Origin of the sequence: Nocardioides xinjiangensis (assembly GCF_017916385.1) — a bacterium.
GTDB classification, from domain to species: Bacteria; Actinomycetota; Actinomycetes; order Propionibacteriales; family Nocardioidaceae; genus Nocardioides; species Nocardioides xinjiangensis.
Window position 1 is genome coordinate 3,137,657 of the sequence record NZ_JAFMSW010000001.1, and the last position, 14,139, is coordinate 3,151,795.

The window sequence follows — 14,139 nt, forward strand, 5'->3', positions numbered from 1 at the left end:
GCTCCGAGAGCCTGACTCTCTGGCCCTCCCTGCTGAGCGGTCATGTCCCGAGCCTCCCAAACTCGGCTGGCACGCACCACCCGCCCACGCCCCAAGGGGTGGCGGTCGGCCCGCTCCGGGGTTGGGGAGACCGCGCCGCGCCGATGGGGGCCCGCCCGTAGACTCCCCGGCGTGGCAGGCCGGATTCGCGACGACGACATCGCCGAGGTGCGCGAGAAGGCGCGGATCGACGACGTGGTCTCCGGCTACGTCACGCTCAAGCCCGCCGGCGGCGGGTCGTTGAAGGGGCTGTGCCCGTTCCACGACGAGAAGACGCCGTCGTTCAACGTCAACCCGGCTCGGCAGTTCTTCCACTGCTTCGGCTGCGGCGAGGGCGGCGACGTCATCTCGTTCGTGATGAAGGTCGACGGCCTGACCTTCACCGAGACCGTCGAGCGCCTCGCCGAGAAGTACGGCGTCCAGCTGCGCCGCGAGGACGGCGACGACGAGCCCGTACGCCCGCGCGGGCCGGCCCGCGGCCGGCTGGTCGAGGCACACCGGGTGGCCCAGGAGTTCTACGCCGAGCAGCTCGGGTCGGCCGACGCCGTCGTCGCCCGCCAGTTCCTCCACCAGCGCGGCTTCGACCAGGCCGCCGCCGAGATGTTCGGCGTCGGCTTCGCACCCCGCGACGGCGAGGCGTTGACCCGCCACCTGCGCGGCCGCCGCTTCACCGACGAGGAGGCGGTCGCCGCCGGCCTGGTCGCCCTGGGCCGCTCCCACTACGACCGGTTCCGCGGCCGGCTCGTCTGGCCGATCCGCGAGGCCAACGGCGACACGATCGGCTTCGGTGCCCGCCGGATCTTCGACGACGACCGCATCGAGGCCAAGTACCTGAACACCTCCGAGACCGCGATCTACAAGAAGAGCCAGGTGCTCTACGGCCTCGACCTGGCCCGCGCCGCCATGAAGGACAGCCAGCAGGCGGTCGTGGTGGAGGGCTACACCGACGTGATGGCCTGCCACCTCGCGGGCGTGCGGACCGCGGTGGCGTCGTGCGGCACCGCCTTCGGCACCGACCATGCCAAGGTGCTGCGCCGCTTCATCGGCGACCACGGCACCACCAACGGCGAGGTGATCTTCACCTTCGACGGCGACTCGGCGGGCCAGAAGGCCGCGATGAAGGTGCTCGACAGCGACCAGGTGTTCGCCTCCCAGACCTACGTCGCCGTCGCCCCCGAGGGCATGGACCCGTGCGACCTGCGCCTGCGGGAGGGCGACGAGGCGGTCCGCGAGCTGGTCGCCAGCCGGCAGCCGCTCTACCGCTTCGCTCTCGACAACATCCTCACCCGCTACGACCTCGACCGCGCCGACGGCCGCGTCGACGCGCTGCGCGACGCGGCCGGCCTGGTGGCCGGCATCCGCGACAAGACGAAGGTCGAGTCCTTCTCCCGCGAGCTGGCCCACATGGTCGGCGTCGACCTCGACCAGGTGCGCGAGGAGGTGCGCCGGGCGGCCAGCCGCCCGGCCCGCACCGACGAGCGGCGCCCGGCCCGCTCGAGCGAGGCGCCGCAGGCACCCGAGTCCGCCCGGCCGGCCCTGCCCAGCCTGTCCGACCCCCGCTTCCTCATCGAGCGCGAGCTGCTCAAGCTCGTCATCCAGCACCCGGCGGGCGTGGGGCGCACGACCGCTCACGTGACCACCGGCGACTTCACCCATCCGACCTTCCAGGGCGTGTGGGAGGCGGTGACCCGGGCAGGCGGCCCGACCACCGGAGTCGACGACCCGGGCTGGGCCAACCGGGTCCGCGGCTCGGCGAGCGATCCGGCCGTGGTCGCCGCGGTGACCGAGCTGGGCGTCGAGCCGGTCCGCGGCACCGCCGACCCGTCGCCGACGTTCGCCGTCGCCTACGTCTACCGGCTCCAGGAGCTCACCACGTCGCGCCGCATCGCCGACGTGAAGGCGCGGCTCCAGCGCACGAACCCGGTCGAGCAGGCGCTCGACTACAACCGCATGTTCGGCGAGCTCGTCATGCTCGAGCAGCACCGCCGGAAGCTGCGTGAGGGCGCCGTGGGCCAGCCGGGGGGCTCCGCGTGAGCCGCTTCCGGAGGCGTACGCCGTCCCCGTCCGTCGACGTGGGCCCGGGGGAGCGGGTGCTGGCCGCCGCGACCACGGCCGACGGCACCGTCCTGGCCGGCACCCGTGACGCCTTCTACGTCGTCACCGACGGCACCACCCGTCGGGTCCCGTGGGAGCAGGTCGAGGCGGCCGGGTGGGACCGCGACACCGACACCTTCCGGCTCTCCGAGGTCGGCTCCTGGGGGGAGCAGCGCCCGGTGCACACCGCCACCATCGAGGCCCCCGGACGGCTCCTCGAGCTCGTCCACGAGCGCGTCACCGCCAGCGTCGTCCTGCAGCGCCACGTCCGGCTCGGTCGTCGCCGCGGACTGCGCGTCATCGCCCGCCGGGCACCCTCGGGGGCGGGTGAGGTGCAGTGGGTCTACGAGTACGACGAGGGCGTGGACCCCGACGACCCGGCGGTCCGCGCCGCGGCCGGGGAGGCGCTCGAGCTGGCCCGCCGTGACGTGGGCCTGCCCTGATTTCACCCGCGGTGAGGGGGCTTGCTAAGGTTTCGGCTCGCTGCACAAGCGATCCCCTGTAGCTCAACTGGCAGAGCATTCGGCTGTTAACCGGAGGGTTGTTGGTTCGAGTCCAACCGGGGGAGCCAGAGAAGGGCCCGAGGCCGACGCCTCGGGCCCTTCGCCATCTCCCGGTGTGAGCGACCCCCGAAGCCGCCGGGAGGTGCGCGGACCGGAGCGCCGAGGCGTCAGGGCAGGATCGCGTCGACGTACCCGCCGTCCACCCGTACGGCACCGCCGGTGGTGGCCGAGGCGAGGGGCGAGCCGAGGTAGGCCACCATGGCGGCGATCTTGGAGGGCTCGATGAGGCGCTGGAGGAGCGACTGCGGCCGGTGCGTGCGCATGAACTCGCGCTGCGCCTCGTCCCAGGGCAGGTCGTCGCCGACGAGGCTGCGCACGAAGTCCTCGACCCCGCCCGTGTGGGTCGGCCCGGCGATCACGGAGTTGACGGTGACCCCGCTGCCGGCGGCCTCCTTGGCGAAGCCGCGCGAGACCGCGAGCAGCGCGGTCTTCGACATGCCGTAGTGGATCATCTCGACGGGCGTCACCACCGCGGAGTCGCTGGCGACGATGAGCACCCGGCCCCACCCCCGCTCGACCATCCGGGGGAGGTGGTGGCGCGTGAGGCGGACCCCGGCGAGCACGTTGACCTCGAAGAACCGCCGCCACTCCTCGTCGGTGATCTCCAGCGCCGGGCGGCTCTCGAAGATGCCGAGGTTGTTGACGAGCACGTCGACGTCGGGCATCGCCTCGACCGCCCGGGCGAAGCCCTCGTCGGTCGCCACGTCGGCGACGACCGGGACGAGGGCGTCCGCGGGAACGCCCGGCCGGGCGTCGCGGACCTGCGCGACGGCCCGCCCCACCGACTCCTCGGACCGACCGTTGACGCCCACGGCCGCGGCGCCGGCCGCCGCGAGCTGCTCGACGATCGCGAGACCGATGCCCTGGGTGGAGCCGGTGACGAGGACGCGCTTGCCGCTGAGGTCGATCTGCATGGCCCGAACCTAGCGCCGGGGGCCGGGCGTGGCGTGCGGGAGGGACCCGGGCGACGCCCCCGGGTCCCTCGCTGCTCGCACGCCGTTGTGCGATCCCGTACCCCGGTCCCCGTGGCCCACTGCCATGCCCCGGAACGCCGAAGCCGGGCTCGCGGGATCCCCCATGCCGGGCCCGCTCGACCACGGTGCGGCCCGCACGTTCCGCGGGAAGCGCCGTCCGGTTGCCGTGACGTAACGCTTTCGGCCGCACGTGTGAACGATGCGTTACGCCGGCCGGAACGGCGCCCGGGCTGCGCGAAGGTGGCCGCATGAGCACGGAGCAGGGGCAGGCCGGGGCCGGGACCGAGTTCGTGGTGCGACCGGACGGGACGGTCGTGGGCAGTGACGGCGCCGCCGGTGCGCTGGCGGCGGCGCTGCCCTACACCGGGCGGTTGGCCCGGCGGATGGGCGAGCTCGTCGGGATCGGCGACCTGCGCGGCATGGAGGGCCTCGGTCGGCGCCGGCTGGCCGTGACCGTGACCTGGACGCCCGCGGGCGAGGGCACGTACCGGGCGACCGTGCACAGGGTCGAGGAGCGGGTGGTGCCCCACTTCACGGTCGTCGGGGCCGTCGACACGGCCGCGGCGGTGGACCATTGCCTGGGCCGCCTCATGACCGTCGACGGCGTGGAGTGGAGCACGGTGGTCACCGCGGGGTCGCGGGTGGTCGCGGCGCGCGGGCAGCGCCAGGACCTCCACCACCTCGCCGAGGTCGGGAACCGGATGCTGGCGATCCTGCGGTCGCTGGAGGACCAGCACGCGAGCGGCTTCATGCGGCTGCGCTTCGAGCAGGGGGCTGTCGTGGGCGCCTCGCTCGGACGCCACGCGCTCGTCGCCCGGGTCGCGGCGACCTCCGACGCGGAGCTGGTCGCCATGATCGACGAGGTCAGGGCGATCCTGGCCCAGCACGACCTGACCGCGGTGCAGTCGGAGTTCGACCCGGACGCCGCCGAGAAGGAGCCGGCCGCGCCGGGCGGCCCCGTCGAGGCGGCGGCGCCGCAGCCCGCGACGCCGCCACCGCTGGTGGGGGCGCGGTTCGCCGGCGCCGGTGAGCGCTCACCGCGTTCCCCGCGGCGGCGGAGGTTCGGCGGCCGCTGAACGCGAGGCCGGGCGACCGGTCCCCAGCCGGCGGCACGGTGCTCAGCCCCAGCCGAGCGGGAAGACCTCGAACGTCGACGCGTGCGTGACGCCGAGCCCCTGGCCGCCTCCCCGCAGGATCCCGTCGAGGAACTCCTCCGGGTCCCAACCCTCCCACCCCAGGCCCTCGATGTAGGCCCGGTGCTCCTTCAGTGACGCCACGCCCGCGTCGAAGGTGTCGGTGACGTCGACGGCGTGCGTGGACTGCGGCGAGCCGCCCGCCCACACCGCCCGCACCCCGCCCCAGGGCTCGAGGCCGTCGGTCAGCTGCTCGGGGAAGATCCACCGGTTGCCCGCGTCGCGCACGGCGTCGAGCAGCGCCCTGCCGACGGCGATGTGGTCGGCCTGGTTGAGGTTGGTGCCGCCGAAGGTCTCGCGGAAGTTGATGGTCATGGCGATGTCGGGGCGCTGCTCGCGCACCACCCTCGCGATCGCGCGCCGCAGCTCCACGCCGTACTCCAGGATCCCGTCCGGCAGCCGGAGGAACACCACCTCGTCGACCCCCACCGCGGCCGCGGAGGCGACCTCCTCGGCCTCGCGGATCGGACCGCACTCGTCGGGCTGGATGCCGTCGATGCCGGCCTCCCCGCTGGTCACCATGCAGTAGGCGACCCGCTTGCCCTGGCCGGTCCAGCGCGCGACCGCCGCGGCGGCGCCGTACTCGATGTCGTCGGGGTGCGCGACCACGAAGAGCGCGCTGTCCCAGTCCTCGGGGAGCGGTTCGAACGACGGGGGAGCGGGACGCTGGTCGGTCATGGTCCGAGCATGGCACCGCGCCGCTCGTGCAGTGAAGCGAACGACTTACTCATATAGGGTCGCGCCACGACCGAGGCACCCGGTCCGGTCGCGCCCTGAGCCCGGTCGAGCGAGGCGCGACGGCTCAGGCCATCACGCCGACGGACTGCGGGGTGAATCCGGGGAACACCTGCCCGACCGACACCCCGAACCGCTTGGTGAGCACCTCGGTGAGCACGCTGCGGTAGTCGGTGGTGACCAGCACGTCGGCGTCCGGCGTGTCGGACAGGCCGGGCCAGGTGCCGTAGTAGCGACCGCCTCGCACGCCGGCGCCCGCCACGAACATCACGTTGCCGAAGCCGTGGTCGGTGCCGTAGTCGTCGTTCTCCCGGACCCGGCGCCCGAACTCGCTGAGCGTCACCAGCGTGACCCGGCCGGCGGCCGGGCCCAGGTCGGAGAAGAACGCGGCGATCGAGGCCGCCAGGTCACCGGCGTTGCGCTTCATCTCGCCCCACTCGAGCGTGCCTGCGTCGGTGTGCATGTCCCAGTCGCCCTGGTCGACGGTGATGACCTCGGCGCCGACCCCGGAGCGGATGATGCGGGAGACGTCGGAGAGCGCCTTGCCCAGGCCGGATCCCGGGTACGGCGTCGCCGGGGTGCCGGCAGCGGTGTCGCGAGCCGCGCCGAAGGTCTTCGCCCCCGAGATCGCGTCGCGCACCGCGCGGCTCATCGGGCTGCTGCCGCGCCAGGCGTGCGCGAGGGAGGCGAGCCGCCGTCCGTCCTCCTCCGCGCCCGCCACCTTGGCCTGGTCGACGCGGTCGACCACGAACGCGGGGTTGGCACCGAACAGCGACGTCGGCACCTGGTTGCCCATGGCCGTGCCCTGCAGCGGCGAGGTCCCCGGCAGCTCGCCCAGGAGCCGGTTGAGCCAGCCGTTGCGCTCGGCGGAGCCGGGAGCGGCGTCCTCGATGGCCTCCATGGCGGCGAAGTGCGACCGGTTCGGCGTGGCCATGCCGGTGGCGTGCACCGCCGCCAGGGCGCCGGCGTTCCACATCGGCAGCAGCGGAGCGAGCGCCGGGTGCAGGCCGAACATCGCGTCGGGCGCGAGCAGGGACGACGCCGGGATGCCCAGCCGGGGGCGGGCGGCGTAGTAGACGGGGTCGGCGTGCGGCACGACGAGCGACAGGCCGTCGGCGGCGCCGCGCAGCGACAGCAGCACGAGCACCGAGCCGCCCGGCGCCAGGGTGGCTGCGGAGCGGCCCGTCACGGCGTACGCCCGGGGGCCCGCGCCGGTCAGCGAGGGGCCGAGCGCGACGGCGCCGCCGGCCAGGGCGGTGCCGACGAGCCGTCGGCGGCTGAGCGCCAGGCGGGCCTCGTCGTAGTCGGGGCAGCCGCAGGAGCGGGTGGGGGTCTCAGGAGGTGTCATGTCAGCACGCCAGGTGGTCGGGGGAGTCGAGGACGGCGGCCAGGAGGCGCGGGAAGCCCCATTCGTAGAGACCGTGCTCACGGTCGATCTTCTCCTTGGCCCGGCAGCCGGTGGCCAGGCACGCGGTCTCGACGAGCCGCCTGGACGCCGGACGGTGGAGCAGGTCGCGGCTCACCTCGTCGACGAGGTCCGCGAACCGGATCGGCTTCTTCGGCACCCACGCGCTCGGCGTCCGGTAGCGCAGCCCCTCCGACGGCCACCAGCCGCCGGCCATCGACCAGTGCATGCTCATCGAGCCGAGCGCGCGTGAGGGCGAGGCCCACACGTCGTCGCTGACGGGCGTCCCGTCGGGCCGCGGCCACGCGTGCGGCGACAGCCCGAGTCCCGAGGCCTGCCAGAGGATCGCGTTGGCGCCGGAGTCGTTGCGGCTCGGCCGGCGCACCTCGACCCCCAGCGCGCGGTAGGTCGCCACGACGTCCTCGCCCGGGTCGCGCAGCTTGTCGCCGGCCGAGGCACGGAACTCCTTGCTGGCGACCAGGGCCCGGAGCACCGGGACGATCGCGGTGTCGTTCTCCAGGTAGACCTTCGCGAGCCGCTTCACCAGCGCCTGCGGCGGGTCGTCGCGCACGAACTTCGTCGCGAGCCGCTCGCAGACATGGCGGGCGGTGTCGGGGTGGTGGGCGAGGTAGCGGAGGTACTGCCTGGTCATCTCGCGACCGTCGGCCTCGCGGTTGTCGTGCTCGAAGCCGCGCACCCGGACCTTGCCCGTCCAGTGGTCCTCCTCGACGTAGGAGGCCTTCCACGTCTTCCACAGGTCCACGTGCCAGCCGGTGAGGATCCGCGCCGACGCCTTGACGTCGTCCTCGTCGTAGCTGCCGGTGCCGAGCGTGTGCAGCTCGAGCAGCTCGCGCCCGAGGTTCTCGTTGGGTGCGCGCTTGGTGGAGGTGGCAGCCGACAGGAAGATCAGCATCGCGGGGTGGGTGGTGGTCGCGGCCAGCAGCTGGTCGAAGCGGCCGAGCGCGTGGCGGCGGACGGTGTCGCCGTAGTCCACGCGCCACGTGAACTGCGCGTCGCCGCTCACCGGCACGTGCAGCATCGCCTCCCAGAACTCGGTCATCTTCTCCAGCACCGGGCGTCGCGTGCGGATGCGCCGCACGAGCAGCCAGCGGCCGTAGTCCTCCATGACCTGCCAGCCGCCGCGGATCTCCTGGACCTGTCGCTGCCAGAGGTCCGCGGGCGTGCGGTCCAGGTCGGGCCACCACCGGCGCACCGCGTCGGCGTCGCGGTCGTTGAACGAGCCGGGGCGGGTGAGCTGCTGCTCGAACCACGCCTTCGCGCCGCCGGCTCGGCGTACGTCCCGGGCGAGGGTGCCGTCAACCCCGTAGCCGAAGCGCGTCACCAGGTGACGTTGCGCAGGGGACAGCAGTTGTGAGGCGTTCCTGGCCACCGAGGTCCTCCCATACCCGAGCCACCGAGACGGCACACTGTCCCACGTGCGCGCCCGGGCGCGAAGCCGAACGCCGGATCTCGGTGAGGGCGACCGCGGTTCTGGCAGTGACGCCCGGTCTTGCCGCCGCGGCCGCGGACGTCGGCCCCGGCGGGCGTCATACGAAGCCGCACCCATGGCGTCCGGTTCGTATGACGCTGGGGCCCGGCGGCGGCGGGCGTCATACGAAGCCGCACCTATGACCTCCGGCTCGTATGACGCTGGGGCCCGGCGGCGGCGGGCGTCATACGAAGCCGCACCCATGGCGTCCGGTTCGTATGACGCTGGGCCCGGCCGGCGGTGGGCGTCATAAGAACCCGCACCCATGACCTCCGGTTCGTATGACGCTGGGCCCGGCCGGCGGTGGGCGTCATACGAACCCGCACCCATGGCGTCCGGTTCGTATGACGCTGGGCCCGGCCGGCGGTGGGCGTCATACGAAGCCGCACTTATGGCGTCCGGTTCGTATGACGCTGGGCCGGGCCGGCGGTGGGCGTCATACGAAGCCGCACTTATGGCGTCCGGTTCGTATGACGCTGGGCCGGGCCGGCGGCGGGCGTCATACGAAGCCGCACCTATGGCGTCCGGTTCGTATGACGCCGGGGCCCCATGACGCCGGGGGCCCGCCCGGCGGCGATCCGCGATCGCTTAGGGTGCGCCCCGAGGGGCGGTAGCTCAGTCGGTCAGAGCAGAGGACTCATAATCCTTGGGTCGTGGGTTCGAGCCCCACCCGCCCTACGGGTCAGCCCTCGTCCGCGATGAGGTACCGGTCGCCGTCCTGGGCGAGCTGCAGCCGGCCCTGCTCGGTGCTGGTCCGGCCGTCCGTGGTGACGAACACGATCGTGTAGGACACCGTCATCGTGCGGGGATCGGCCCGGATGCCGCTCGGGGTCGCGGAGGTGATGGTGCTCCAGAACCCCGCGTACCGCCCGTAGCCGCCGCTGGCGGCCTGGAACTCAGGGGTGAGCATGGCGAAGGTGGTCTCCGGGTCCGAGGTGACCGTCGCGAAGTAGTCGCGCACGAAGGCCTGCATCGACGCCGCGGTGGCACCCGTCGCGGGCGGGCTGGTGGTCGTCGGCTCCTCGGTCGGCTCCTCCGTCGGCTCCTCCGTCGGCTCCTCGGTCTCCGACGGTTCCGTCGTCGCGGTCGGGTCCTCGGACTCCGTCGGCTCGCCCGACGGGGACGACTGCTCCGATGCCGCATCGCCGGTGCCGCCTGCGGGCCGCTCGCCGTCACCCGGCCAGAGCAGCCACGCGCCGATCCCGGCGACGAGCACCAGGGCGAGCACCGCCGCCACCCAGCCGAGCGGCAGCCGGCGCGATCGCGCCGGCTCCGGAGGCGGGGTGGTGTCACGGGACGGGGCGGGCGGCGGGGCAGGAGCGGCTGCGGCAGAGGCGGCGGCAGGGGCGGCGGCAGCCGCGGCCGGCAGGGCACCGGCGGCGGCGACGGGCATCGTCCGCGTCCCGGGGTCCGTGCGGTCGTCGTCCGTCTCGCCGCGGGGGGAGGCCGCGAGGGCGGTGCTGGGCCGCCCGCGCGCGATGAGCCGCAGGTCGTCACGGACCTGCCGGACGGTCCAGCGCTGGCCGGGGTCCTTCACCATCATCACGGCCAGCAGGCCGGCCGCGGGGTGGTCGGCGGGCAGCCGCGGCGGCTCGTCGTTCACGATCTTGTAGAGGCCACCGAGGACGTTGTCGCCCACGGCGTACGGCGGCTCGCCGACGACCGCGTGATAGAGCGTCGCGCCGAGCGACCACACGTCGCTGGCCGAGGTGGCCGGCTGTCCCGACGCGACCTCAGGGGCGAGGTAGGCGGGGGAGCCCGTCACCAGGCCGGTGTGCGTCAGCGTGGCGTCGCCCACCGCGCGCGCGATGCCGAAGTCGGCCAGCTTCGTGTGGTCGTCGGCGCCGACCATGATGTTGGAGGGCTTGACGTCGCGGTGGACGATGCCCGCCGTGCCGGCCTGGACGAGGGCGTCGGCGGCCTGCGCCAGGATCCCGGCGGCCCGCCGGGGGTCCATCGGGCCCTCGGAGGCGACCAGCTGGGCCAGGCTGTGGCCCTCCACGTGCTCCATCACGAGCCAGTAGCAGTCCTCGTCCTTGACGAGGTCGAAGATCGACACGACGTGAGCGTGGTTGATGCCGGCCGCGAGTCGGGCCTCACGCTCGGCGCGCGCGATGTCGTCCTTGGTGGTCCCGGCCAGCAGGCCGATGCGCTTGATCGCCACGCGTCGGCCGAGCACCTCGTCGTGGGCGAGGTGGACCACGCCGGCCCCGCCTCGCCCGATCTCGCGCTCCAGCCGGTACCTACCTGCGATCACGTCCCACTCCTTCCGTGGTTCCTCAGGCTAGTCACCTGCGGGAGAACGTCCTCACCCGTGGGGACCAGTACCCCCCGGCGCCGGGGCGGACGCCCGCCGGTGACTAGCCCTCACCGGCGATGAGGAGCCGGTCGTCGCGCCGCTCGAGCTGGAGGCGCACCTGCTGGGTGCTGCGCTCGCCCGACTTCATGACGTAGTCGACGGTGTACCCGACGGTGAGGTCGGAGGGGTCGCTCCGCACCTCGGCCAGCGACGCCGAGCGGACCCGACCCCACCAGCCCAGGTAGCCCTCGTAGCCCCCGCTCGCCTCCTGGAACTCGGGGGTCAGCTGCTCGAAGCCCGCTCGCGGGTCGGTCGTGACCGTCGCGAGGTAGGACGCGATGAAGGCGTCCATCTCCTCGCGCGTGTCCTGGGCGGTGACCGGCGGCGAGGCGCTGCCGGTGGCGCTCGACGTCCCGGACGTCTCGGACGGGGTCGTGGTCTGCGGCGTGCCGCCGTCGTCGTCGGCCAGCGCCTCGGGGGTGCCGCGCCCGGCGAGCACGTACGCCGCCACGACGGCCGCCACCGCCATCGCCGCCGCCGCGACGATCCAGCCCCAGCGCGTCCCGGAGCGGCGCGGCCCGGAGCGTCGCGCCCCGGCGGTGGTGGGTGCGACCTCGGCAGGGGACAGGACGCCGGTCGCCCGGCGCGCTGTCGGGGCGGCAGCCGGGACCACGGCCGAACGCTCGCCTCGCGCGACCCGCGCGAGCTCGTCGCGGACCCGCGGCATCGGCCACCGGGCGTCGGCGTCGCGGTTCATCATGACGCTGAGCAGCCCGGCCACCGGGTGCTCGTCGGGGAGCCGGGGCGGGTCCTCGTGGACGATCTTGTAGAGCGCGCCGATGAGGTTGTCGCCGACGTCGTACGGCGGCCTCCCCGTGACCGCGTGGTAGAGCGTCGCGCCCAACGACCAGACGTCGCTGGCGGGCGTCGCGGACGAGCCCGAGGCGACCTCGGGCGCGAGGTAGGCGGGCGACCCCGTCACCAGCCCGGTCTGGGTGAGCGACGGGTCGTCGGCGGAGCGGGCGATCCCGAAGTCGTTGAGCTTGGCCGCGCCCCCCGCGATCATGATGTTGCTCGGCTTGACGTCGCGGTGGACGATGCCGCGCGCGTGCGCCTCGACCAGCGCGTCGGCGGTCTGCGCCAGCAGCATCGCCGCCTCGGCCGGCTCCAACGGGCCCGGGGCCCGGACCCGCTCGCCCAGCGTCTGCCCGTCGACGTACTCCATGACGAGCCACCGCACGCCCTGCTCGTCGACGAGGTCGAACACGGAGACGACGTGCGGGTGGTTGAGCGCCGCCGCCAGCCGAGCCTCGCGCTCAGCCCGCTCGAGCTCGACGTCGTCGGAGCCCGGCAACAGCCCGATGCGCTTGATCGCCACCGGACGCCCCAGCACCTCGTCGACCGCCAGGTGCACCGTGCCGGAGCCGCCGCGGCCGATCTCCCGCTCGAGCCTGTACCTGCCTGCGATCACGTGCCGAACCTCCCGCGTCCGCGCCCTAGGCTAGTGCCCGTCCACCAACCTGCCCCCATCGAAGGAACCGACGTGACGACCCCCAATGTCCTCGACGAGCTGGAGTGGCGCGGCCTCGTCGCCCACTCCACCGACCGCGACGCGCTCCGCGCGGCGCTGGGCGAGGGGAGCGTCAAGTTCTACGTCGGCTTCGACCCGACGGCGCCGAGCCTCCACATGGGCCACCTCGTGCAGGTGCTGACGGCCAAGCGGCTGCAGGACGCCGGACACACGCCGTACGCGCTCGTCGGCGGGGCCACCGGCATGATCGGCGACCCGCGTGACTCCGGGGAGCGCACGCTGAACTCCCTCGACACGGTCAAGGAGTGGGTCGAGCGGGTGCGCGGGCAGATCGAGCCGTTCCTGTCGTTCGACGGCCCCAACGCCGCGACCATGGTCAACAACTACGACTGGACCGCCTCGCTGTCGACCATCGACTTCCTGCGCGACATCGGCAAGCACTTCCCGGTCAACCGGATGCTGGCCCGCGACACCGTCAGGCGTCGGCTCGAGTCGGGCATCAGCTACACCGAGTTCTCCTACGTGCTGCTGCAGTCGATGGACTTCCTCGAGCTCCACCGGCAGCACGGCATCACGCTGCAGTTCGGTGGCTCCGACCAGTGGGGCAACCTGACCGCCGGCGTGGAGCTGATCCGCCGCACCGACGGCGCCCACGTCCACGCGCTGGCGACGCCGCTGCTCACCAAGTCCGACGGCACCAAGTACGGCAAGACCGAGGGCGGCGCGCTGTGGCTCGACCCGGAGATGCTGTCGCCCTACGCCTTCCACCAGTTCTGGCTCAACGTGGAGGACGAGAAGGTCGGCGAGCTGCTCCGGGTGTTCACCTTCCTCGGCCGCGACGAGATCGAGGACCTCGAGCAGCAGACGGCCGAGAAGCCGTTCCTGCGCGCCGGGCAGAAGCGACTGGCCGACGAGGTGACCGCCCTGGTGCACGGGCCGGAGGAGGTCGAGCAGGCGAAGGCCGCCGCAGCCGCGCTCTTCGGCGGAGGAGACCTCGCCGCCCTCAAGCCCGACACGCTCGCCTCGGCGCTGGGGGAGGCCGGAGGGACGACGGTGCCGGCGGGTGAGCTGCCGGGCATCGTCGACCTGCTCGTCGCCGCTGGTCTCGCCACGAGCAAGGGCGAGGCTCGGCGGACGGTGGCCGAGGGCGGCGCCTACCTGAACAACGTGCGCGTGGAGGACCCCGAGCTCCGACCGACCGGCGACGACCTGCTCGCCGGCTCGTGGCTCGTGCTGCGGCGCGGGAAGAAGAAGTTCGCCGGCGTCCAGGTGGGGTGAGGCGACCGGCTCGACGGGTGCCGTGAGGACGTCCTCCAGCGGGATCCCAGCGGCCCCTTCTGCCACAACAGGCCTCTGACCTGCGCAAACGCAGATGTGCGCGCGGTCACACGGTTTCGATTTGCGTGGCGGCGCCGGGGCTGGTTAATGTTTCTCCTGTCGCCAGGGAGCGGCGGGGAGCAAGACCGGTCAGGTCGGGCTCCCGGCCCCGGGCAGGACAACCCGAAGCGGTCATCGGTCACGGTGACACCAGTGGGTCGGAGCGGAACAGCCGAGGATTTGCCTCGCCAGAAAGCCGCTCGCTAAGTTTGACCAGTTGCCTCACGCAACCGAGGTCCACACCGGACCGCGATGTGGGTGCGTCTGATGTTTGAGAACTCAACAGTGTGTTTGATTAGTCGACGAATTAGTTTGTTATGCCCCGTTGACGTCATGTTTTGGTTCTGCTCTTTGTGGGTGGGGCTGGGTGTGGTGTCGCGGTTTCTTTGACGATGATTCTGACAATTGTCAGTTTTGTTCTTGTCAGGGGATGTGGCTCT

The 14,139-nt window shown here is 73.1% G+C and carries 10 protein-coding genes and 2 tRNA genes; 6 read left to right on the forward strand and 6 right to left on the reverse strand.

What is annotated here, in order from left to right; all coding sequences use genetic code 11:
• The first annotated feature begins 171 nt into the window (after positions 1–171).
• From dnaG to J3P32_RS14830, 3 genes are all read left to right on the forward strand, one after another.
• Entirely contained in the window at positions 172–2,073 is a 1,902-nt protein-coding gene (dnaG, locus tag J3P32_RS14820) for a DNA primase (RefSeq protein WP_210440541.1), read from the forward strand.
• A complete protein-coding gene (locus J3P32_RS14825) occupies positions 2,070–2,576 on the forward strand; it encodes a hypothetical protein (protein WP_210440542.1) in 507 nt (168 codons plus the stop codon). The genes dnaG and J3P32_RS14825 overlap by 4 nt, the downstream gene beginning before the upstream one ends.
• A gap of 52 nt (positions 2,577–2,628) precedes the next feature.
• Positions 2,629–2,704 (forward strand) — tRNA-Asn (locus tag J3P32_RS14830).
• A gap of 99 nt (positions 2,705–2,803) precedes the next feature.
• Here J3P32_RS14830 and J3P32_RS14835 read toward each other — a convergent pair.
• Entirely contained in the window at positions 2,804–3,610 is an 807-nt protein-coding gene (locus J3P32_RS14835; protein ID WP_210440543.1) for an SDR family NAD(P)-dependent oxidoreductase, read from the reverse strand.
• A gap of 308 nt (positions 3,611–3,918) precedes the next feature.
• Between J3P32_RS14835 and J3P32_RS14840 the strand changes: the two genes are divergently transcribed.
• Positions 3,919–4,746, forward strand: coding sequence for a hypothetical protein (locus J3P32_RS14840; protein ID WP_210440544.1), 828 nt, complete (start codon positions 3,919–3,921; stop codon positions 4,744–4,746).
• Between the two features lie 42 nt (positions 4,747–4,788).
• Here the strand turns inward: J3P32_RS14840 and J3P32_RS14845 are convergent, their stop codons facing one another.
• The 3 genes from J3P32_RS14845 to J3P32_RS14855 all read right to left on the reverse strand — a co-directional run bounded on the left by J3P32_RS14845 (position 4,789) and on the right by J3P32_RS14855 (position 8,345).
• The gene (locus J3P32_RS14845) at positions 4,789–5,541 is read right to left on the reverse strand and encodes a PIG-L deacetylase family protein (RefSeq protein ID WP_210440545.1); all 753 of its coding nucleotides are present in this window, start codon (positions 5,539–5,541) and stop codon (positions 4,789–4,791) included.
• Between the two features lie 124 nt (positions 5,542–5,665).
• Entirely contained in the window at positions 5,666–6,946 is a 1,281-nt protein-coding gene (locus tag J3P32_RS14850; RefSeq protein ID WP_210440546.1) for a DUF1501 domain-containing protein, read from the reverse strand.
• A 1-nt stretch (position 6,947) separates the two neighbouring features.
• Positions 6,948–8,345, reverse strand: coding sequence for a DUF1800 domain-containing protein (locus J3P32_RS14855; protein ID WP_210440547.1), 1,398 nt, complete (start codon positions 8,343–8,345; stop codon positions 6,948–6,950).
• A gap of 751 nt (positions 8,346–9,096) precedes the next feature.
• Here J3P32_RS14855 and J3P32_RS14860 point away from each other — a divergent pair.
• Positions 9,097–9,170, forward strand: a tRNA-Ile gene (locus J3P32_RS14860).
• Positions 9,171–9,174: 4 nt separating this feature from the next.
• Here J3P32_RS14860 and J3P32_RS14865 read toward each other — a convergent pair.
• Positions 9,175–10,749: a serine/threonine-protein kinase gene (locus J3P32_RS14865; RefSeq protein ID WP_210440548.1), complete on the reverse strand. Its 1,575-nt coding sequence runs from the start codon at positions 10,747–10,749 to the stop codon at positions 9,175–9,177.
• A 103-nt stretch (positions 10,750–10,852) separates the two neighbouring features.
• On the reverse strand, positions 10,853–12,262 hold the full coding sequence (locus tag J3P32_RS14870) for a serine/threonine-protein kinase (RefSeq protein ID WP_210440549.1): 1,410 nt from the start codon (positions 12,260–12,262) through the stop codon (positions 10,853–10,855).
• Positions 12,263–12,334: 72 nt separating this feature from the next.
• Here J3P32_RS14870 and tyrS point away from each other — a divergent pair, with 72 nt between their 5' ends.
• Positions 12,335–13,600 carry a tyrosine--tRNA ligase gene (tyrS, locus tag J3P32_RS14875; RefSeq protein ID WP_210440550.1) on the forward strand — a complete coding sequence of 422 codons (1,266 nt, stop codon included), beginning with the start codon at positions 12,335–12,337 and terminating at the stop codon, positions 13,598–13,600.
• Positions 13,601–14,139 lie beyond the last annotated feature (539 nt).

Bases quoted from the DNA above. Each gene is read 5' to 3' on its own strand.
- J3P32_RS14835 (WP_210440543.1), bottom strand. From the start codon at position 3,610: ATGCAGATCGACCTCAGCGGCAAGCGCGTCCTCGTCACCGGCTCCACC.
- J3P32_RS14850 (WP_210440546.1), bottom strand. From the start codon at position 6,946: ATGACACCTCCTGAGACCCCCACCCGCTCCTGCGGCTGCCCCGACTAC.
- J3P32_RS14840 (WP_210440544.1), top strand. From the start codon at position 3,919: ATGAGCACGGAGCAGGGGCAGGCCGGGGCCGGGACCGAGTTCGTGGTG.
- J3P32_RS14845 (WP_210440545.1), bottom strand. From the start codon at position 5,541: ATGACCGACCAGCGTCCCGCTCCCCCGTCGTTCGAACCGCTCCCCGAG.